Source organism: uncultured Winogradskyella sp., from assembly GCF_947498345.1.
Lineage (GTDB): Bacteria > Bacteroidota > Bacteroidia > Flavobacteriales > Flavobacteriaceae > Winogradskyella.
On the sequence record NZ_CANMJY010000011.1, the window covers coordinates 64,272 to 85,608 of the forward strand.

Annotated in this window: 20 protein-coding genes and 1 riboswitch; of the genes, 8 read left to right on the forward strand and 12 right to left on the reverse strand. The window is 32.4% G+C overall.

Annotated elements, in window-relative coordinates; all coding sequences use genetic code 11:
* Positions 1-10 precede the first annotated feature (10 nt).
* Entirely contained in the window at positions 11-379 is a 369-nt protein-coding gene (locus tag Q0912_RS14365; protein ID WP_299116309.1) for a diacylglycerol kinase family protein, read from the reverse strand.
* 46 nt (positions 380-425) lie between these two features.
* Positions 426-926, reverse strand: coding sequence for a thiol peroxidase (gene tpx, locus Q0912_RS14370; protein WP_299116311.1), 501 nt, complete (start codon positions 924-926; stop codon positions 426-428).
* 390 nt (positions 927-1,316) lie between these two features.
* On the opposite strand from tpx, the gene Q0912_RS14375 reads away from it, so the two are divergent.
* Positions 1,317-1,937: a hypothetical protein gene (locus Q0912_RS14375; RefSeq protein ID WP_299116314.1), complete on the forward strand. Its 621-nt coding sequence runs from the start codon at positions 1,317-1,319 to the stop codon at positions 1,935-1,937.
* Positions 1,938-1,990: 53 nt separating this feature from the next.
* On the opposite strand, the gene pheT is transcribed toward Q0912_RS14375, so the two are convergent.
* Positions 1,991-4,417, reverse strand: a complete 2,427-nt coding sequence (gene pheT, locus Q0912_RS14380) for a phenylalanine--tRNA ligase subunit beta (RefSeq protein WP_299116316.1) — start codon at positions 4,415-4,417, stop codon at positions 1,991-1,993.
* Positions 4,418-4,534: 117 nt separating this feature from the next.
* On the opposite strand from pheT, the gene Q0912_RS14385 reads away from it, so the two are divergent.
* Positions 4,535-5,764, forward strand: coding sequence for a TlpA disulfide reductase family protein (locus Q0912_RS14385; RefSeq protein WP_299116318.1), 1,230 nt, complete (start codon positions 4,535-4,537; stop codon positions 5,762-5,764).
* Between the two features lie 90 nt (positions 5,765-5,854).
* Here the strand turns inward: Q0912_RS14385 and Q0912_RS14390 are convergent, their stop codons facing one another.
* Positions 5,855-6,151: an N-acetyltransferase gene (locus Q0912_RS14390; protein WP_299116320.1), complete on the reverse strand. Its 297-nt coding sequence runs from the start codon at positions 6,149-6,151 to the stop codon at positions 5,855-5,857.
* 185 nt (positions 6,152-6,336) lie between these two features.
* Here Q0912_RS14390 and Q0912_RS14395 point away from each other — a divergent pair, with 185 nt between their 5' ends.
* Entirely contained in the window at positions 6,337-6,999 is a 663-nt protein-coding gene (locus Q0912_RS14395) for an alpha/beta hydrolase (RefSeq protein WP_299116322.1), read from the forward strand.
* Between the two features lie 47 nt (positions 7,000-7,046).
* Positions 7,047-7,973 carry a lytic transglycosylase domain-containing protein gene (locus tag Q0912_RS14400; protein ID WP_299116324.1) on the forward strand — a complete coding sequence of 309 codons (927 nt, stop codon included), beginning with the start codon at positions 7,047-7,049 and terminating at the stop codon, positions 7,971-7,973.
* A 60-nt stretch (positions 7,974-8,033) separates the two neighbouring features.
* On the opposite strand, the gene Q0912_RS14405 is transcribed toward Q0912_RS14400, so the two are convergent.
* The gene (locus tag Q0912_RS14405; RefSeq protein WP_299116325.1) at positions 8,034-8,612 is read right to left on the reverse strand and encodes a DUF2892 domain-containing protein; all 579 of its coding nucleotides are present in this window, start codon (positions 8,610-8,612) and stop codon (positions 8,034-8,036) included.
* Between the two features lie 162 nt (positions 8,613-8,774).
* Between Q0912_RS14405 and rpmH the strand changes: the two genes are divergently transcribed.
* The 3 genes from rpmH (at position 8,775) to Q0912_RS14420 (ending at position 12,833) form a co-directional block, all read left to right on the forward strand.
* The gene (gene rpmH, locus Q0912_RS14410) at positions 8,775-8,936 is read left to right on the forward strand and encodes a 50S ribosomal protein L34 (RefSeq protein ID WP_138434274.1); all 162 of its coding nucleotides are present in this window, start codon (positions 8,775-8,777) and stop codon (positions 8,934-8,936) included.
* A gap of 98 nt (positions 8,937-9,034) precedes the next feature.
* Positions 9,035-11,890: a carbamoyl-phosphate synthase large subunit gene (gene carB / locus Q0912_RS14415; protein WP_299116326.1), complete on the forward strand. Its 2,856-nt coding sequence runs from the start codon at positions 9,035-9,037 to the stop codon at positions 11,888-11,890.
* Positions 11,891-11,963: 73 nt separating this feature from the next.
* On the forward strand, positions 11,964-12,833 hold the full coding sequence (locus tag Q0912_RS14420; RefSeq protein WP_299116328.1) for a T9SS type A sorting domain-containing protein: 870 nt from the start codon (positions 11,964-11,966) through the stop codon (positions 12,831-12,833).
* 52 nt (positions 12,834-12,885) lie between these two features.
* Here the strand turns inward: Q0912_RS14420 and Q0912_RS14425 are convergent, their stop codons facing one another.
* The 7 genes from Q0912_RS14425 to Q0912_RS14455 form a co-directional block, all read right to left on the reverse strand.
* A complete protein-coding gene (locus Q0912_RS14425; protein WP_299116330.1) occupies positions 12,886-13,425 on the reverse strand; it encodes an acyl-CoA thioesterase in 540 nt (179 codons plus the stop codon).
* Positions 13,418-14,146 (reverse strand): DUF3307 domain-containing protein, encoded by a 729-nt coding sequence (locus tag Q0912_RS14430; protein ID WP_299116332.1) that lies wholly within the window; start codon positions 14,144-14,146, stop codon positions 13,418-13,420. The genes Q0912_RS14425 and Q0912_RS14430 overlap by 8 nt, the downstream gene beginning before the upstream one ends.
* On the reverse strand, positions 14,143-14,760 hold the full coding sequence (locus Q0912_RS14435; RefSeq protein WP_299116334.1) for a transcriptional regulator: 618 nt from the start codon (positions 14,758-14,760) through the stop codon (positions 14,143-14,145). Before Q0912_RS14435 ends, Q0912_RS14430 begins: the two co-directional genes overlap by 4 nt.
* Before the next feature lie 101 nt (positions 14,761-14,861).
* Positions 14,862-16,184 (reverse strand): DNA recombination protein RmuC, encoded by a 1,323-nt coding sequence (rmuC, locus tag Q0912_RS14440; RefSeq protein ID WP_299116336.1) that lies wholly within the window; start codon positions 16,182-16,184, stop codon positions 14,862-14,864.
* Between the two features lie 52 nt (positions 16,185-16,236).
* Positions 16,237-17,031, reverse strand: a complete 795-nt coding sequence (locus Q0912_RS14445) for an ABC transporter ATP-binding protein (RefSeq protein WP_299116338.1) — start codon at positions 17,029-17,031, stop codon at positions 16,237-16,239.
* Entirely contained in the window at positions 17,032-18,060 is a 1,029-nt protein-coding gene (locus tag Q0912_RS14450) for an iron ABC transporter permease (protein WP_299116341.1), read from the reverse strand. It abuts the gene before it with no gap.
* The gene (locus Q0912_RS14455; protein ID WP_299116343.1) at positions 18,061-19,203 is read right to left on the reverse strand and encodes an ABC transporter substrate-binding protein; all 1,143 of its coding nucleotides are present in this window, start codon (positions 19,201-19,203) and stop codon (positions 18,061-18,063) included.
* A gap of 71 nt (positions 19,204-19,274) precedes the next feature.
* Positions 19,275-19,469: riboswitch (cobalamin riboswitch) on the forward strand.
* Positions 19,470-19,563: 94 nt separating this feature from the next.
* Here Q0912_RS14455 and Q0912_RS14460 point away from each other — a divergent pair.
* The gene (locus Q0912_RS14460; RefSeq protein WP_299116345.1) at positions 19,564-21,333 is read left to right on the forward strand and encodes a TonB-dependent receptor; all 1,770 of its coding nucleotides are present in this window, start codon (positions 19,564-19,566) and stop codon (positions 21,331-21,333) included.
* Positions 21,334-21,337 lie beyond the last annotated feature (4 nt).

Genomic DNA, 21,337 nt, shown 5'->3' on the forward strand with positions numbered 1-21,337 from the left:
GTTTTGGTATTTAAAAGAATTTTGGAAAGTAAATAATTACAGCAATTATTACAGCTACAATAGAAGCTATAAAAACAGCGCCAGCTGCTATGTCTTTAATTAGCCCAATTTTTGGATGGTTGTCTGGATGTACAAAATCTGCAATGTGTTCAATAGCTGTATTAAGACCTTCTATGCTCATAACCAAACCTATCATAGCAATTTGTACTAGCCATTCGATTTTTGAAATTTGAAAATAAAAACCAGCAATAGTCACAACAAGAGCTATAAAAAGTTGAATTTTAATACTCGCCTCAGTTTTAATAAGAATAAGCATACCCTTAAAAGCAAAACCTATGCTTTTTATGCGATTAATAATAAAAGATTCTTTTTTATGCATAAAACTGCATTAAACTTGTTAAGGGTATGATTAGTATTTTTGAAAATTATTTCAAAGCCTCTAGTGCTGCATTATAATTTGGTTCATTTGCAATTTCAGAAACTTGCTCAGTATGTAATATGGTGCCATCTTTATCAATAACAACAATACATCGCGATAATAATGTTTCAAATGCACCAGTAGTAAATGTTAAACCATAGTCGTCACCAAATTTTCCAGTTTTATAGTCAGAAAGGCTTACGACATTTTCAATGCCTTCAGCTCCACAAAAGCGTGCCATGGCAAATGGTAAATCTTTAGAGATGCAAAGTACTTTTGTGTTTTCTAATTGACTTGCTTTTTCATTGAAGGTTCGTATAGATTGCGCGCATGTACCAGTATCTACACTTGGAAAAATATTGAGGACTAATCGACTAGTTTCAAAATCAGTATTGCTTAGGTCTTTTAATTCTGTATTTGTAAGTTTAAACTCTGGTGCTATACTACCAATTTCTGGGAGATTCCCTATAGTTTTTACAGGTGTGCCACCTAATGTTACGTTTGCCATTTTAGTTGATTTTTTAAAGCCTAAATTTAAAGATTATTAATCTTTCTATTGCTAAATAAATTATAATGTTTTAAAAATTAGTTTAAGCCTTTTCTTGTACAAGTTGTGAGTTAACTTAGAATTTACATTTTCATAACGTTTAATCGAAGTAATTTGTCTTTTGCATAAATTATTAATTACTATTGGTTTTAAGTTTTACCTTCGACCTCAAGAGCTATTAATTATATTAAAATCTAAAGAGATAGACACTCTATCTATCTTTGTTTAATCATTGTTTTTATGAAATTTGAGTTGAGAAAATCAAAGGTTCTACGCAATCTGCTTATTGTAGTAGGTCTGCTTTTAATAGGGAATCTTTTTGCTGTTTTTTTAAGGTTTAATACCGAGGGTATGGAAAGTAAGATTACAAGACTATTAATTAAATTGTTTGATTTTAATCTTGAAGCTAATTTACCAACATATTTTTCTTCTTTAGTACTATTGTCTAATGGTATTTTATTAGCATTAATAGGGAGAAGGCACAAAGCTTTAGGTAATAAGTTTTGGCACTGGTTAGGTTTATCTACAATTTTTGTTTTTTTGGCTCTTGATGAGATGATTCAAATACATGAGCAGCTTAGAGCACCAATGGAGAAGCTATTCAACACCTCTGGCCTTTTATATTTCGCATGGTTTATTCCTTATATAATAGTTACTATAATTATAGCTTTGGCTTATTTTAAGTTTATGATGCGATTGCCTAAGCATGTACTAAAACTTTTTATAATTGCTGGTGTGCTTTATGTCTTTGGTGCTGTAGGTATGGAAGCGATAAGTGGAATGCACGCAGAAGTAGAAGGACAATATACTTTTGCTTATGCAATGATGTATTCTTTTGAAGAGCTATTGGAAATGTTAGGAGCAGTTGTATTTTTCTATGCACTATTAGTATATATAACTTCTGAGTTTAAGAATTTAAAAGTAAGATTCAAACCTAAAAAAAACAAAGAGAATAAAGTTGCGAAAGCATAATAAAAAAGCCTTTGTCTTAAGACTAAGGCTTTTTTTTGAGTAAACGTAGTATTTTATCGCAGTTTAGCACCGAGCTTATTTTCAAAATTAGATTGTAGTTTATTCATAATCTTATCAATCTGTTTATCCGTAAGTGTTTTGTTTTCGTCTTGAAGGGTAAAACTTATAGCATAACTCTTTTTGCCTCCTGGTAAGTTCTTACCTTCATAAACATCAAATAAATTTACATTTTTAAGCAATTGCTTTTCGGTCTGTTTTGCTATGGTATATATGTCTTCAAAAGAAACACTATGGTCAATAAGCAAAGCAAAATCACGTCTTACTTCAGGGTATTTTGGTATGGCATTGAATTTAATTTTATTGTGCTTCGCCATTTCTAAAACATTGTCCCAGTTAAAATCAGCAAACAGCACATTTTGCGAAATCCCAAAATGTTTTAAAACAGATTTTTTAACCAAGCCAAAATCCACCATTTTTTTCTTTCCTAGTGAGAGACTCATGCCCTCACTTAGAATATCTAGCTTTGTTGCTGCAGATTTTAAACGATTTAAGCCCAAACGCTGTAAGATAGTGTCTATAGTTCCTTTAAGGTAAAAGAAGTCACTAGGTGTAGCAATTGTATTCCAGCGTTCTTCTACTTTCTTTCCTGTAACAAATAGAGACAAATGCTTATGTTCTTCTCTTCCTTCAGTATATTGATGGTAGGTTTTTCCAAATTCGAATAACTTTAAATCCTCACGTTTTCTATTAATGTTATGAGACACGGCTTCTAAACCAGAAAACATTAAAGATTGACGCATTACTTCCAAATCGTTACTTAGAGGATTTAGCATTTGCACATTATGCTCTGTATTTAATTGTTCGCTTAATTCCACATATTTTGGCGAGGTCAATGAATTAGCCATAATCTCAAAAAAGCCTTGGGAAGCTAATTGATTGCCAATAATATTTTGAAGTTTATAATCTTCAAAACGTGATGAATTAGAAATAGATGCATTTAGCTTTTCTGTAGTACCAACATTATTGTAACCATATACTCTAAGGATTTCTTCAATAATATCGGCTTCGCGCTGTACATCATTTCTATATGCTGGCACTGTAAGCCCCAAGCCAGCTTCAGTAACATTATTTACTTTTATGTCTAAAGACGTGAGTATACTCTTTATAGTTTCTTTAGGAATTTCCTCTCCAATTAATTTCTTAGCGTTTTCAAAACTTAATCTAACTTCAAAATCCTTAATTTTATTAGGATAAGCATCAGAAATATCACTCGTAATTTCGCCGCCAGCAATTTCAGTAATCAATAATGCAGCACGCTTTAAAGCATATTCAGTGATATTTGGATCAATACCTCTTTCAAACCTAAAAGAGGCATCCGTATTTAATCCATGACGTTTTGCTGTTTTTCTTATGCTAACAGGATCAAAGTAAGCACTTTCTAAAAAAATGTTACTAGTCCCTTCAGTAACACCAGAATCAATACCGCCAAAAACACCAGCAATACACATTGGTTTTTCAGCGTCGCAAATCATTAGATCATCTGCATGTAATTCTCTAACTACTTCGTCTAGAGTAGTAAATTTTGTTCCTGCTTTACACGTTTTTACTTCAATCTTATTACCTGAAACTTTATTGGCATCAAAAGCATGTAGAGGTTGTCCTAATTCGTGTAATACATAGTTGGTAATATCAACAATATTATTGATAGGCGATAAGCCAATAGATTTTAAGCGATGTTGTAACCAGTTAGGGGAGGGCTCAACTTTAACTCCAGAAATAGTAACACCACAATAACGCGGACATTTTTCTTTGTCTTTAACATCTACATCAACCTTAAGTGAGCGAGCATCAACATGGTAAGAACTTACAGAAGGTGTTATCAATTCTAAAGCAACTTCTTTTTGTAATAAACCTGCTTTTAAATCTCTTGCTACACCATAGTGACTCATGGCATCGGCTCTGTTAGGTGTTAAACCTATTTCAAAAACATCATCATTTTCAATATCAAATAGTTCTGCTGCAGGAGTACCAACAACAAATTGTTTGTCTAAGACCATAATACCATCATGAGACTCACCAAGACCAAGTTCGTCCTCAGCGCAAATCATACCATGACTTTCTTCACCGCGAATTTTACCTTTTTTAATCTTCCAGGCTTCCCCTTCAGCAGTATAAAGAGTAGTTCCTATAGTTGCCACAGGAACTTTTTGTCCGGCAGCAACATTTGGTGCTCCACAAACAATTTTTACTGGTGCATCTCCACCAATATTTACAGTGGTAACTTTTAATCGATCTGCATTTGGGTGTTGCTCACAGGTTAATACTTCGCCTACAACAATACCTTCTAAGCCACCTTTTACGGATTCGTAGCGTTCAATACCTTCTATTTCTAAGCCAAGATCTGTAAGTAATTCTCCAGTTTTTTCAGCGTCCCAATCTATCTTTATAAACTGTTTAAGCCAGTTGTATGAAATTTTCATGCGGTTAATTTAATGAAGGCACAAAGATAATAATACTAGACTCCTAATGAAATTGAATATCACTTTTTTATGTAAGGGATTTGTTGTTATTTCGAATATTATTAAAACACATTTATTATGCGCTACCTAATTGCTTGCCTTATTGTTTTAACTGTTTTTTCATGCAAGGATGCTGTTAAAAAAGAAGATGTAAAATCTAACAAACTTAAAATAGGGAAGTATAGAGCAGTTTTAGACGTACAGGATAATGAGTCTTTGCCTTTTATTTTTGAAGTAAAGTCACCAACAACATTAAATATATACAATGCAGAAGAGGTAATTGAAGTTGATGAAATTGAATATAGAAATGATTCTGTTTTTATTAAAGCTCCTGTATTTGAGGGCTATATCGCTGCTATTTTTGAAGGCAATAATCTAAAAGGTAGTTTTATAAAAGAAAGTTTAGATCGTATTGTGCCATTTACAGCAGAATATGGTAATTCTAATAGGTTTCCTTTTTCTGAAAAACCATCTAAGAGTGTCAATGGCGTATGGGAAACAGTGTTTAGTAAAGGAATTGAGGGCGATGAATATATTGCTAAAGGTATTTTTAAAAGAACAGGTAATAAAGTTTTAGGTACATTTAGAACGACTACTGGTGATTATCGTTATCTAGAAGGTTCAATGATGGGTAATACTATGAAGCTTTCTACTTTTGATGGAGCTCATGCCTTTTTATTTACAGCTAAGGTATCTGACTCAACAATGGAAGGTACATTTTATTCTGGTAATCACTGGAAAGAGCCTTTTGTGGCAAAGCGTAATGAAAACTACGAATTACCAAGTGCTAATGACTTAACATTTTTAAAAGAAGGTTATGATAGTATCGATTTTGTTTTTCCTAATACTTCTGATGAGTTAGTTGGTCTAAAAGATGATAAGTTTAAGGGCAAAGTAGTGATTGTACAGATTATGGGAACCTGGTGCCCTAATTGCTTGGATGAAAGCAAATACTATGCAGATTTTTACAAGAAAAATAAAGACAAAGATTTAGAGATTATTGCACTTGCTTTTGAATATGCCAAAGATAAAGAAACTGCTTTTAGTCGTATAGACCGTTTGGTTGTAAATGTTGGTATTGAATATCCAATACTATTAGCTCAATATGGAACTTCAGATAAGGTAAAAGCCCAAGAAAAATTACCAATGCTAAACCATGTGTTGTCTTATCCGACTTCAATTTTTATTGATAAAAGAGGTAAAGTTCGTAAGATACACACAGGTTTTAATGGACCAGCAACAGGTGAGAAATATATTGAGTTTAAGAAAGAATTTGAAGCGTTTGTTGATGAGTTGTTAAGTGAATAAATTCTATATAGAAAAGAGGTATTTTTAATTAATGCAACAAAAAACCCAAAACTTTACAGTTTTGGGTTTTAATTTTATTTCTTTTTCAGTTTATATACGAATACCAACAGGTAGCATTCGTTTATATTTTCTGTTACTTCTTACAAATTTTGCAATTTCAGGACTTGTAGGAACAACACTTATGTTTCGTTCCTTAATATCATCAAACACCATTGCTAAAAACTCTTTTTCAAATTCTGTAGTTTTAATTGCCTCTGGAATCACCATTTTTGTTAAGAATATCTTACGTTCTTGTAAGGAATATTCAATAACAGCCATTTCATCTTCAACCTTTAATTCATATTGACGCAGAAAGTCATTATCAATCAGTTCAGCAGTTTCAGTCATAATTTTCTTCGTTTTTAAAGTTAGCGGTTGGCAAGTAGATACTATATTTTATATAGTTTTGCAGTGCAAAGGTACAAAAAATCAACGACACTTTAAGGTCTTTGGTGTTAAAACCTTAAATTTTAGACAATTATGCTTTTCCTTTTTGGAAAAGATATCAAAGATATAAAATTGACCCAAAAATAATGGATTCAGATATTACACATGTTTACTTAATGCCTGGTATGGCAGCAAATCCTACCATATTTGAGCATATTAAATTACCAGAAGACAATTATGAAATACACTGGTTAGAATGGCAGATCCCTAATAAAAATGAAACATTGCAAGACTATGCAAAGCGTATGTGTAAATTTGTAACACACGACAATATTGTATTACTTGGCGTTTCTTTTGGAGGTATGTTAGTACAAGAAATGAGTCAATTTTTAAATTTAAAGAAGCTCTTTGTGGTATCTAGTGTTAAATCGCACTATGAATTACCAAAACGCCTAAAATTATTAAAGTATACTAAAGCTTATAAAATATTGCCAACACAGCTGATGAGCAATATTGATTTATTAGCAAAATATGCATTTGGAGAAACGATTAAAAAGCGTGTGGATTTGTACAAAAAATACCTTTCGGTAAGTGATAAAGTATATTTAGATTGGGCCATTAAGCAAGTAGTGTGCTGGTCACAAGAAGAACCACACCCAGAAGCTATATATATTCATGGTGATAAGGATATTGTTTTTCCGCATTCTTGTGATGGTGATTGTATTGTTATAAAAGGAGGAACACATATTATGATTATAAATAAATATAAGTGGTTTAACGAAAATTTGCCTAAACTTATAGAGTCTTGAATTTGAAAGAATTAAATAGTTTATTACATTGTAAAAAAATTAATGCCATGCAAATCTTAAAAAATATTTTAGCTACTATAGGATTAGTCTGTATTTCAGGTCTTTTTATCTTCTCGATGCAAAAAGCACCATCAGATGATATTCTGGTAAAAGAAACACCAATAGTTAACGATTATAATGTCTATGCTTTAGAAATGCCAGAAGGTCTAAACTTTGCAGGAGAAATGGTTCCTGTAGAAAATCCAGATATTTATGAACGTATGGATAGAGAATTGTTAGTAAACACCTATTGGCAATCTAATGGTCTGTTAATGTTTAAACGTGCTCAGAAATATTTCCCAATCATAGAGCCTATCTTAAAAAAGAATGGAGTACCAGACGATTTTAAATATTTGGCTGTCATAGAAAGCGGTTTAACCAATGCTGTTTCACCTGCTGGGGCAAGAGGTTTTTGGCAGATTATGAAAACTACTGGACGAGAAAACGGTTTAGAAGTTAACTCTAATGTTGATGAACGTTATAATCTGGAAATGGCTACTGAAGTTGCGTGTAAATATTTAAAGAAAGCTAAAGCGGAATTGGGTTCGTGGACTTTGGCTGCGGCAGCTTATAATGCTGGTAATTCAGGTGTTTCAAGACGATTAAAAGAGCAAAGAGTCAACGATTATTACGATTTACTTTTGGGAGAAGAAACAGGGCGTTATATGTTTAGAATAGTTGCATTAAAAGAAATTTTAAATCACCCATCTAAATATGGTTTTAACTTTAATCTAAGTGATTTATACAAACACATACCAACATACAAAATTGAGGTAGATACAGCTGTAACCGATTTTTCGCAATTTGCAAAGCAATTTGGAATTAACTATAAAATACTCAAATTACATAACCCTTGGTTAAGAGAAAGACATTTAAATAATAAATCAAGAAAACTTTATACTATCGAAATCCCTAAAGAAGGATTTTATAAGTAGATAATAGATTAAAAAAAGACTTAAATATTATTTAAGTCTTTTTTTAATCGCTTCTTTTCATTAACGTCTACTTCTACGATGTTGTCTGGCAGAAGTAGGTTGACCATAATGTTGTTTTGGTATCGAAGCTTTCTTCATCTGCTGCTTCATCATTTTAATTTGTTCAGCAAGCATATCTCTTTTGTCTAGTTTTTCTGCTTCAGATAATAGTTTTTGTGCTTCTTGCTTACGACGTTTAGAAAATGCTATTCCAGCTAAATTCAATTTTGCCATAGCCAGATCATGATCCATGGATAAACCTAGACCAATAGCTTTTTTAAAATATTTTTCGGCTTCATTCATATTGGTTTGAGAAACCATAATTCCGTTCAAGTAATTTAAATAACCTTGTTGCTTTTTTACTAAAGCTGTTTCTGGGTTTTTTATTTTATCCAGCCATTTCTTTGCGCCAGGGAAATCTTGCTTGCGTAATTTTAAGAAGGCCAACAAAATCAATTCATTTTTAAAATAAAGAAAAATGAATATTGTTGAAAGGAGTATATACATAATACCATTACCTATATAGCCTTCAATGAATTGGTATATTGCATAGGCTATAATTAATACGGCAATGACTAACTTTATATTTTTATTGAACATAGTTCGTTTTGTTTTTTTAAGGTTGGCAAAGTTAATAAAATTCTGTTGAAATATTTTTATTTTGGCACTTGCTAAAGTAAAAACTTGTTGTATATTTGCACGCAGTTTTGAGATAGCACTCAAACATTAATATTAGTATATAAGATTTTAAAAAGATAGGACATGCCAAAAAGAACGTTTCAACCGTCAAAGAGAAAGAGAAGAAACAAGCACGGTTTTAGAGAAAGAATGGCTTCTGTAAACGGAAGAAAAGTTTTAGCACGCAGAAGAGCTAAAGGAAGAAAGAAATTGTCTGTATCTTCAGAATTAAGACATAAAAAATAATGATTAACAATTGTTAATATTTTAAAGGTGTTACTTAGGTGTAACACCTTTTTTTATACCCTATTGATATTTATTTTTGCAAACCAAAAGACAATCTCATGCCAAAAAACAAAAACATCAAATCTATTTTACTTATCGGTTCTGGTCCAATTATTATAGGCCAGGCCTGCGAATTCGACTACTCAGGTTCTCAAGCATTACGATCATTGAGAGAAGACGGAATTGAAACTGTTCTTATCAATTCTAATCCTGCAACAATTATGACAGATCCTACAATGGCAGATCATGTATACCTTTTGCCATTAACAACAAAGTCTATCATAAAAATTTTAAAAGAACATCCTCAAATTGATGCTGTATTGCCAACAATGGGTGGGCAAACTGCTTTAAATCTCTGTATAGAGGCAGATGAGAAAGGTATTTGGAATGATTTTGATGTAGAAATCATAGGTGTAGATATTGATGCTATTAACATTACAGAAGATAGAGAACAGTTTAGAGATTTAATGACGAAAATTGGTGTTGGTATGGCACCGCAAGAAACAGCAACCTCTTTTTTAAAAGGAAAAGAAATAGCACAAGAGTTTGGATTTCCATTATGTATTAGAGCCTCGTTTACTTTAGGTGGTGCTGGTGCATCTATTGTATATGATGAAAAAGAATTTGATGAAGCCTTAACCAGAGGATTAGAGATTTCTCCAATACATGAGGTAATGATTGATAAAGCCTTGTTAGGTTGGAAAGAATATGAGCTAGAATTGTTACGCGACAAAAACGACAATGTTGTTATTATTTGTACTATAGAAAATATGGATCCTATGGGGATTCATACTGGTGACTCCATAACCGTTGCACCAGCAATGACATTATCGGATAAGACCTTCCAGAAAATGCGAGATATGGCCATCCATATGATGCGAAGTATTGGTGATTTTGCAGGTGGTTGTAATGTGCAGTTTGCTGTAAGTCCAGATGAAGAAGAAGAAATTATTGCTATTGAGATTAACCCAAGGGTGTCGCGTTCATCAGCCTTAGCAAGCAAGGCAACAGGTTATCCTATTGCTAAGATTGCTGCAAAACTAGCATTAGGCTATACCTTAGATGAATTGAGTAATCAAATTACAAAGTCAACCTCTGCTTTATTTGAACCAACTTTAGATTATGTTATTGTAAAAATACCACGTTGGAATTTTGATAAGTTTGAAGGCTCAGACAGAACTTTAGGTTTGCAAATGAAAGCTGTAGGGGAAGTGATGGCCATTGGTCGCTCATTCCAGGAAGCATTACACAAAGCAACACAATCATTGGAAATTAAACGCAATGGATTAGGAGCAGACGGAAAAGGTTACAAAGATTACGATACTATAATCAAGAAATTGAAATATGCAAGTTGGGATCGTGTGTTTGCCATTTACGATGCTATAGAAATTGGTATTCCATTGAGTCGTATTTTCGAAATTACTAAAATTGATATGTGGTTCTTAAAACAATATGAAGAACTATTTCAATTACATAAAGAGATTTCCACATTCAATATAGATACTATTGAAAGAGAATTATTACTCGAAGCAAAACAAAAAGGCTATGGCGACAGGCAGATTGCTCATATGCTTGGTTGTTTAGAAAGTAAGGTATATAATAAGCGACGAGAACTTAATATAAATCGGGTTTATAAATTAGTAGACACCTGCGCTGCAGAATTTAAAGCGCAGACCCCATACTATTATTCAACATTTGAAAGTGAAGTAGAATCTGTTGACGGAAAAGTATATGTTGATAACGAAAGTGTAGTAACCGACCGAAAGAAAATTATAGTTTTAGGTTCGGGACCTAATCGAATAGGTCAAGGTATTGAGTTTGATTATTGTTGTGTACATGGCGTTTTAGCAGCATCTGAGTGTGGTTACGAAACGATTATGATTAACTGTAATCCTGAGACAGTTTCAACAGACTTTGATATTGCAGATAAACTCTATTTTGAACCTGTATTTTGGGAGCATATCTATGATATCATTCAGCACGAAAAACCTGAGGGAGTCATCGTACAACTTGGAGGGCAAACAGCTTTAAAGTTAGCAGAGAAGCTAGAGCGATATGGCGTTAAAATCATGGGAACAAGTTTTCAATCCTTAGATTTAGCGGAAGATAGAGGAAGTTTTTCAACATTATTAAAGGAAAACAATATTCCATACCCACAATTTGATACCGCAGAGACAGCAGATGAAGCACTTGCTATAGCTGATGTTTTAGATTTTCCAATTTTAGTAAGACCATCTTATGTACTTGGTGGTCAAGGCATGAAGATTGTAATTAATAAAGATGAATTAGAAGCCCATGTAATTGACTTATTAAAATCTATACCAGGGAATAAATTACTACTAGACCATTACTTAGACGGAGCAATTGAAGCCGAAGCAGATGCTATATGTGATGGTGATGGTAATGTATATATTATTGGTATCATGGAGCATATTGAGCCTTGTGGAATACATTCTGGTGATAGTAATGCAACATTGCCAGCTTTCAACTTAGGAGATTTAGTGATGCAGCAAATTATAGACCATACACATACCATCGCCAGAGCCTTAAATACTGTTGGATTAATTAATATTCAATTTGCCATAAAAGACGATACGGTTTATATTATTGAAGCCAACCCAAGAGCATCACGTACTGTACCATTTATTGCTAAAGCATACAAGGAGCCTTATGTTAATTATGCAACAAAGGTAATGTTGGGTAAGAAAAAAGTTACAGATTTTAACTTTAATCCTCAGTTAGAAGGCTATGCAATTAAGCAACCTGTATTTTCATTTAATAAATTTCCTAATGTTAATAAGAAACTAGGCCCAGAAATGAAGAGTACAGGTGAGAGTATATTGTTTATCAACAGTTTAAAGGAAGACGAGTTTTACGATCTATACTCTAGACGAAAAATGTACTTGAGTAAATAACGGCACAGTTTTCGATTAACTGTTTAGCTAAATAGTATATAATTATTAACTTAGCACTAAAATTGAATGCCTTATGAAAAGAATTTTACTTACATTTTTTACAGTTTTTGCGCTTAATGCTATATATGCACAGGTCGTTTTAAATCAATCTGATGATTTTAACGATGGCACAGAGCAGAATTGGTTTGAAGCAGGTTCATCTGGCGCACCTGCCGAGAATGTTGCTACTGATGGACCAGATGGAGAGGATGATGGATATTTAAGAGACTACACCACACAAAATCCAGGGGGTCCTGGATCTAGAATGATTATAAGAAATACTACACAATGGATAGGCGATTACAATGCTGCAGGTGTAGGCTCAATTTTGATGGATGTTAGAGCATTGAATTTCGATGTTTCTATTCGTGTATCTGTTACTGGTGCTGGTGGAAATTTTTCTTCTCCCGCAGTTGTAGTTACTGCAGGTTCGGGGTGGGTAGGAGTCGCAATTCCAATTTCTGAAACAGATTTAATATCTGCTCCTGCAGGAAACGATGGCAGTGCTGCAGGTACAGATGCAAATGCTACTTTATCTGGAGTTACTGAATTTAGAATACTTAGCAATCCTAACCCATCATGGATTGGAGAGGTTACTGATGCAGAAATGCATTTAGATAATATCACTGCTGGCGCACCTTTGAATATTTCAGATTTAAAACTTCAAAATGATGAATTCGTAATTTCACCTAATCCAGGTAGAAACAAGCTTAATATTAAGTTACCTGTATTAAATATAGATTTTAAGATTGAAGTTTTTGATGTCTTAGGTAAACGTATCTATAGAGGGGCAATTAATCAGTTAGAATCCTCTATTGATGTATCTAATTGGAAAAGTGGTATTTATTTGGTTAGAGTATCTAATGATAAAACAACACAAACTAAGCGATTTATTAAGCAATAGTTTACTAGTATAAACTAATAAATAAAAAGCCATTTCTTTAAGAAATGGCTTTTTATTTAAAATCTATTTTTACGCGATAATCCTTAAGCTGCTCTAAATGATTGTCAACATTTTTATAAAGACGATCTAAGTCCTCACTTCGTTTGATATCACTTTGACGTCTAATGATAGATTTTATAAAACGCTTAGCGTCCATTTTTGTCTTAAGTATTAAACCAGGTACAGTAAGCGTTTTTCCTAATTTATCAACAGCGACCATAGTAAAGTAAGATGAATTACAATGTTTCTTAAGCCCTGTTTGAATATTTTCAGATTCTACACGAATGCCTACTACCATAGATGATTTGCCAACATAATTAACAGAAGCTTTCATGGTAACTAATTCACCAACTTCAATAGGATTCAAAAAATCGACCTTATTCACAGATGCTGTTACACAATAACTGCGAGAATGCTTAGAAGCACAAGCAAATGCAATTTGATCCATGAGTTCTAGAATGTAACCACCATGAATTTTACCGCCAAAATTAGCATGCGAGGGTAGCATTAACTCAGAAATTTGTATTCTAGAATCGTCTGTAGTTTTATACATAAGGTTTTAGATTTAAGTACATTAGACCAATGATAATAGCAATTCCAAAGCTTATAAGTGTACCAATTAAAATGTATTCTGTAAGTTTTCGCTCTTTAGTAGATGTTAAATCGCCAAATCTAAAAACAGATTTTGCTGTAATTAAAAACCCAACAGCTTCCCAATGCCCAACAATAATAAAGATAAAGACTAAAACACGTTCTAAAATGCCAATATATTGTCCCGCATCTTCTAAAGAGTTGTTGCCTTTTGTTAGTTTAGAAATATTCCATTTTGAAAAAATAATTTTCATTATAATTGATGTTGGCATAGTTAAAAAGCCAAAACAAATTATAAAAAGTAAAGCATGTGTGCTTAAAGTAAAGTTTAAAATTATATCGTTATGTTCAAGATTATCTTTAAAGAGGTAAGAGAGTACTAAAATAGATAATACATGCAAGGCTTGATCAATAAAAAAGTAAAGTCGTTTAGTCTTTTTGTTTTGCATTAGTAGTTTTAAAGCATCAATAATAAGATGTGCTATACCAATAAATAGAATTAGCAATGTATATGATAAGTCCCAAATTATAAGAAACATCAATACAATATGAATAGTAACATGTATATATAACCAAATAGATTTTAGCTTTTTTTTCTCTTTATCTTTTACCCATTTTTGTGGTTGTAAAAAGAAATCGCCAACTAAGTGTGTTAGAATAAGTTTTAAGAATAATAAAATCATGATATTAATTTTTCCAATTTTAACCTAAACATTAGGTCGAGCTCAAAAAGTTTATCTAAGTGAGCTCTTTTTACCCTTTTACTAACAGCATCTTGACTTATATTTATAAGTTTTGCTAATTCTTCTTGTGTTTTATTAGGAAACTCATAAAAAAGTTTAGCAACTTCCGCAGAATTCACTGTCCAGTTATCCATTGCGATCGATGCTAATTTAAAATATAGATTCATTTCTTTATCAAAATCTGAAAACCTTGACTTAATCATTAAGTTAACTTTCTCTTCTTTTAAGTCTTCTAGCCTTAAGCCAGAAAATTGAAAGGCTTCACCATTAGATTCGGCAATCGTATTACCGCCAAAGTTTTTACTGCCTATTCCTATAGCCATCCTCACATCTAAGCCCTTTATTGTTTTTATAGAAGCTTTTATATATAGACTTATTATAAAACTTTCGTAAATGTTTTTAACCTCAATTTGAAAACTATCCCCACGGAATATTTCCCAATACTTTTTTTCAATGCCAATTTTGATTAAGGCATTTTTTAAAGGTATTAGCCAGACTTCGGGATTTTTAAATTGTCCTGAATTGATTATATCTCCAGTAATTACACTTGTCATGCATTATTATTTTTAATAAAAATATGCCTTTAAAGCGGAATAAACAAATATATGCCTTTATAATGGAATAACTTTAAATATTCCACTTTAAAGGAATTAATTTAATAATCATCCTCGGATGCACGCTTAATAATATTTTCGGGAAGTGATTTTTTTGCTTTGGCCCCCATTTTTTTAATATTTTCAATACGCGAAATAAGATTGCCTTTGCCTTCAACTAATTTATTCATTGCCGAAGAATAATCGTTCTTGGCAGCATCAATTTTTTTACCAACTCCGGTTAAGTCAGTTACTAAACCTTCAAATTTATCATATAGAGCACCAGCCTGTCTCGCAATTTCTATGGCATTTTGTTGTTGTTTTTCGTTGTTCCACATTGTGTCAATAGTCCGTAATGTGGCTAAGAGGGTAGAAGGAGTTACAATAACAATATTTTGTTCAAACGCTTTGTTATATAAAGAGTTGTCTTCATTAATCGCTACTGCAAAAGCAGGTTCAATAGGTATAAACATTAATACAAAGTCTGGGGATTCTATATCATAAAGATCTTGATAATTTTTAGCAGACAATTGGTCTACATGCTTTTTTATAGAGTTGACATGTGCTTTTAAAAATAGCGTTCGCTCTTCATCATCTGTATTGACCATACGCTCATAATCTGTTAGCGATACTTTAGAGTCAATAATCATTTTTTTAGAATCAGGGAGGTGAAGTACTACATCTGGCATTACACGAGAGCCATCATCGCGCTGAAAATTCTGTTGTACAAAGTACTCTCGGTCTTTTTCTAAGCCCGATTTTTCTAAAACCCGTTCTAAAACAAGTTCACCCCAATTTCCTTGTGTTTTACTATCTCCTTTTAATGCTTTGGTAAGATTGGTAGCTTCTTTAGCCATTTGTTGGTTGAGATCTTTAAGGCCAAGCAACTGCTCTTTTAAAGCCGAATGCATGCTTATGCTTTCTTTTTGTGTGTCTTCAACTTTCTTTTCGAAGGTTTTTATCTTCTCTTCGAGAGGATTAAGAATATTTTTTATGTTTTCTTTATTCTGAAGCGTGAATTTCTCTGATTTTTCGTCTAGAATTTTTGAAGCCATTAATTCGAAATCTTTTCGCAATTGTTCTTGTTGTTTGGCTAATTCTTCATCACGTTTAAGGTTGTGTTGTTGAAGATTTTCGAACTCAGTATTACGTCTTGAAAGCTCAGTATTTAAAAACTCTTTTTCATTTCTTATAATCTCTTTTTCATTTTCGATCTTTGAAATATTTTGCTTTAGGTCATTAATGGTAAGACTTAATTGATTTTGACGCTCTTCGAGTGTACTTTGTTCGCCTTTGGTTTTGAGTTTTGTAATGAGCATGCCGAGATAGCCTCCAATGACTGCAGAAACCAAAATGGTTAATATGAGAATTATATTATCGTTCATTAAATAGAATTGTAAGACTCAAAGATACTTTTTTTAAAAGTAGAAATAAAGCTTATTTATTAACACGAAAACTCCCTGTTTTACTATCAAAAGCAATTAGATCTTTTGGGAAAAGCGATTCAAAAACACCACTAGAAATTAAATTACAAGGCGCATTATAAATAACTTTGTCGGCTTTCATTACAATCATACTGTCACATAGTTGAATTGCCAAATCAATTTCGTGAGAAGAGAAAAGAATCGTTTTACCGGTCTCTTTAGTTAGTTTTTGTAACAACTTTAAAATATATGCCTTATGATACATGTCTAAATGTGTCGTTGGTTCATCTAAAACTATAATGTCTGTGTCTTGGGCTAAAGCTCGAGCTAACATTACTTTTTGTAGTTGACCATCACTTAACTCATAACAGCGTTTGTCTTTTAAACCAGAAATATTTACGAGATCTAAAGCATTGTTTATAACATCAGCATCGTTTTTAGTTAAATTACCAATCCAGTTGGTGTAAGGATGTCTTCCTAAAGCAACAAGTTCATAAACGGTTAGGTTTTTAGAGCTTAAAGGTTCCGTTAGTACAATACTTAACTGCTTTGCTAAATCTAAAGTGTTTATCGATTCTAATACATTTCCATTTAGTAGTATAGAACCAGAAAGTGTTGGCTGCACTTTAATTAATGTTCTTAAAAGTGTTGATTTACCAATTCCATTAGCGCCTACCAAACCTATGAGCTGACCTTGCTGTAATTCAAAATTAATATTTGAAGCTACTATAAATTTAGCCTTCTTCGTTTTGTATCCAATAGATAGGTTTTCTGCTTTTAGGATGATATTTTTAGTATCTATGTTCATCTAAAATATCATTTTTCGTTGTCTTACTAATAACCAAATTACCACTGGTGCACCAATTAAAGCGGTTATGGCGTTAATAGGTAAGGTGTAATCACTTCCTGGAATTTGCGCAATACTATCGCATATGAGCATTACAATAGCACCAAACAAAAATACTGCTGGTAATAATATTTTATGATTAGAAGTTTTAAAAATCTGCCGTGTTAAGTGTGGAATAGCTAAGCCTATAAAAGCAATTGGACCAGCAAATGCTGTTATAGTACCAGCGATTAAGCTGGTGGCTAGTATCAATATTAATCGATTTTGTTTTAGATTTAAGCCTAAGCTCTTCGCATAATTATCTCCTAGTAAAAGACTATTAAGCCCTTTTATTGATGCAATACTTAGAATAATGCCAATAGTATAAATACCAAAGAAGATTAAGAGGTCTTGCCAAGATAAATTACTTAAACTACCAAATCCCCAAAAAATGTATTGTTGTAATTGTTCGGCAGAGCTAAAATAGGAGAGTACGCTTACTACAGCTGCTGTAATACTGCCAAACATTAGGCCTATAATGAGAATAGCCATAGTATCTCTTACTTTACTTGAGACAGCGATTACAGCCATAAGCACTAAGAAACTCCCTAAACTAGAGGCGATAACAATACTCCATTTAGAAATTAATACAGTGGTTAATAACCCACCAAATAACCCTGACCCTAATATAACTAATGCTACACCCAAACTGGCACCCGAGCTTATACCAAGTACAAAAGGGCCAGCCAAAGGGTTTCTAAAAAGTGTTTGCATTAATAATCCTGAAATGCCTAAGCCAGATCCCACAAGAATTGCTGTTATGGCTTTTGGCAGACGATAATCAATAATAATAATTTCCCAGGTGTTATTCTCTAATGAGCCAAATAGACTGCCAAAAATACTTTTCAAAGGAATGCTAACTGAACCTAAACTTAAATTGATAAAAAAGCACAGAATTAAAACCACCAAAAGCAGTAGAAACTGTGAATAATATGTTTTTTGTTTGCTCAATTAATTAAGAAGTTTAAAAAAGTAAGGAGTGTAACCTTTTAAAAGTTCTGGGTGACAGACTTTAATAATATCTTTTAAAACCAAGTCTGGTCGAGCAGTTCCTAATTCATAATATAAAACTCCTCCAGTAGTACCTGTTGTATTAGAAAATGTATAAATCGATTTATTTTTAAATGCACTAAAATTAGTATATAGCACACTTGCATCTTTAAGCTGACTAAAACTTGTATAATATGATGGGCTTAGCCAAATATCTGCATTTTTGGCCTTTTCTAAGACGACTTCAAAGTTTAGTGCCAAACTACCATTGCCAGAAGTGTCACTCCAGAGATAATCTACATTGGCATCTTTTAGAAATTGTGCTTCAGGACTAGAACCATTTGGCATGTACCAAACTTCTTTATGCATAGCGCCACTTAAAATGGTTGGTTTGTGTTTTGCTAGTTTTGCAATATCCTTAGCGGCTAAATAATCTTTTTCAATTTGATTAAAAATAGAATCTGCTTCTTTTTCTTTGTTGAAAAGCACTCCAAAAAATTTAATCCATTCAGCTTTTGCCAGTGCAGAAGATTCTACCCAATCACCATTATATATTATAGGGATTCCAGCTTTTTTAATGGTTTCGAAAGTCTTGTTAACTCCATCTACACCGAAACCTATTACCGCATCTGGATTTAATTCTAAAAGCACTTCTGTATTAATACCCTCGTTTTTACCAAGTTCTCTTATTTTACCTTCATCAATTAATTTCCTTGTCTTATCTGAAGAGATATAATTCGTTCCTGGAAAACCGACTAATGCTTGTTCTACACCTAATAATTCCAGAGCAGGAATATGCGTTGTAGAAGTCACTACGATCTTATTAATCTCATTTGCTATGATACCATCATAATAATCTGATGGAAATGTCATTTTTGATAAAACCTCTTTTGAAGCGATAAGGTACTTGTAAGTTTTACTAGCATCGGGCCAAGGTTTTAAGATGCTAAGTATTATATGGTCTCCATTATCATCAACTGAAAAGCCTTTAGCATATTTTAATTCTAAAGTATGATTTTCAGTTTGAGAAGGAATCTCATTTTTTTGTTCATTCTTACATGAAACAAAAGTTATTAGCAATATAAAGAATACTGATAGCCTCATTTTTAATACGGGTTAAAAACTCAAAAGTAAGATTATTTGAAGTTTTGAGTAAATCCTTAAACAAATTGTTTAATTTCGCATCGAATTTTGGTTCTGTTTAGTTTAACTAAATAGATTAAAAGGGAATCTGGTGAAATTCCAGAACTGTTCCCGCAACTGTAAGCTATTACGCTTGTTGTTACCTTCAATGTCACTGGAAATTAATTTCTGGGAAGACCAATAACAAGACGCAAGTCAGGAGACCTGCCTTAATTCATTAATCAAAATTACTTTCGGGAGAAAAGTATTTGAGGTATGAGGTATAGCTGTCTATTTTTTTTATTGCTGCTTTTTAGTAACGTAATTGTTGCACAATCGTCTATGGATTCTATACAAAGACTCGACGAAATTGTACTAAGTGATATTAAACTGAAGCACTATGCTAATGGCTATAAGCTTAAAGTTCTTAATGATTCTATACTTAAAAAGAACAATGTATCCTTAACTGATGTTTTGAGATTTAATACTAATATTTATTTTAAAGAGAATGGTTATGGTATGGTGTCTTCGCCTTCATTTAGAGGTACAAACGCCTCTCAAACTGCGGTTATTTGGAATGGAATTAACATTAATTCACAGCTCAACGGACAAGTAGATTTCAACACAGTTTCATCTTCTAATTATAGTAATATAGCCATTAGAAGTGGAGGTGGAAGTGTGCAATATGGAAGTGGTGCTATTGGTGGTACAGTACATTTATCTAATCAATTAGACTTTTCAGAACATTTTGAGAACAAGGTACAGCTAGGATTAGGTAGTTTTAACACCAAAAATGTTACTTATAATTCGACTTTTGGAAATGGTTCCTGGTCAGGTAATTTTGGTATAGCTTTTTTGGATTCTGATAATGATTACAAGTTTTTAGGTACAGATAGGAGAAATGAAAATGGTGCTTTCAATAATTTAGATGTCAATCTCAATCTAGGTTATATTGTTTCAGATAGGGATGTGTTGAAATTATATCATCAGAATTTTAGAAGTAATAGAGAGTTTTCTTCGACTTTATTAGCGCCTTCTAACAGTAAGTATGAATCTGAAGACTATAGAAGTATGTTAGAATGGACTCGTATTGGGTCTAATTTTACATCAAGTCTAAAAGCAGTTCATTTATTAGAACAATTTAAGTTCTTTGAAAATAAAGATTTAGATAATTTTTCTAAAGGTAAAGCTAATACCTGGCTTATAAAGTATCATTACAAACATCATTTTTCAAATAATCTCATATTAAGTGCTATAAGCGATTATAGTTATATCACTTCTGTAGGTAATAGTTTTTCAAATCCAAGACGAAATGCATTTTCTGCAACTGTCATTTTAGATCATAGACCTTTTGAGAAATTGCAATATACATTGAGTTTAAGAAAAGATATTATTTCAGATTTTGAAAGCCCTATTGTATTTTCTGGCGATTTAAGTTATAACGTTTCTAAATCTTACACTTTAAAATTTAATGCTTCTAAAAACTTTAGAGTACCAACATTCAATGATCTGTACTGGACTCCTGGTGGTAATCTAGAATTAGAGCCAGAAGATTCTTTTCAATTTGATTTAGGTCACGAATTAAAGTTTAAGACTGTTGCTTTTAGGCTAAATACTTTCTATATAGAAACATCAGATCTTATTCAGTGGAGGCCAAACAACAATACAGGTTATTGGAGTCCTGTTAATATAGCTAATGCAAAACATTATGGTTTAGAGTTTGAGTTAGATGTTACAAAAAAGATAAATGAAGACCATTCCTTGTTTTTATCTACTTTATATTCATATACTGAAACCGAGGATGTTGAAAAACAACAACGTCTTTTTTATGTACCTCTTCATAAAGCCAATATGTCTTTATCCTATAGTTACAAAGTGTTTTCTGCTTTTTATCAACACTTATATAATGGCGAAGTTGATATAATAGGGAATACCCTTAAAGGTTTTGATATAGGGAATTTAGGAGTGTCCTATAAACTAAACTCTAACGCTAAAACAAATTATACAGTCGACTTCAGAATTAATAATGTATATAATACCTATTACGAAAACGTAGCATTGCGTCCAATGCCTAATAGAAACTTTAATATTAGACTAACACTTAAATTTTAATAAT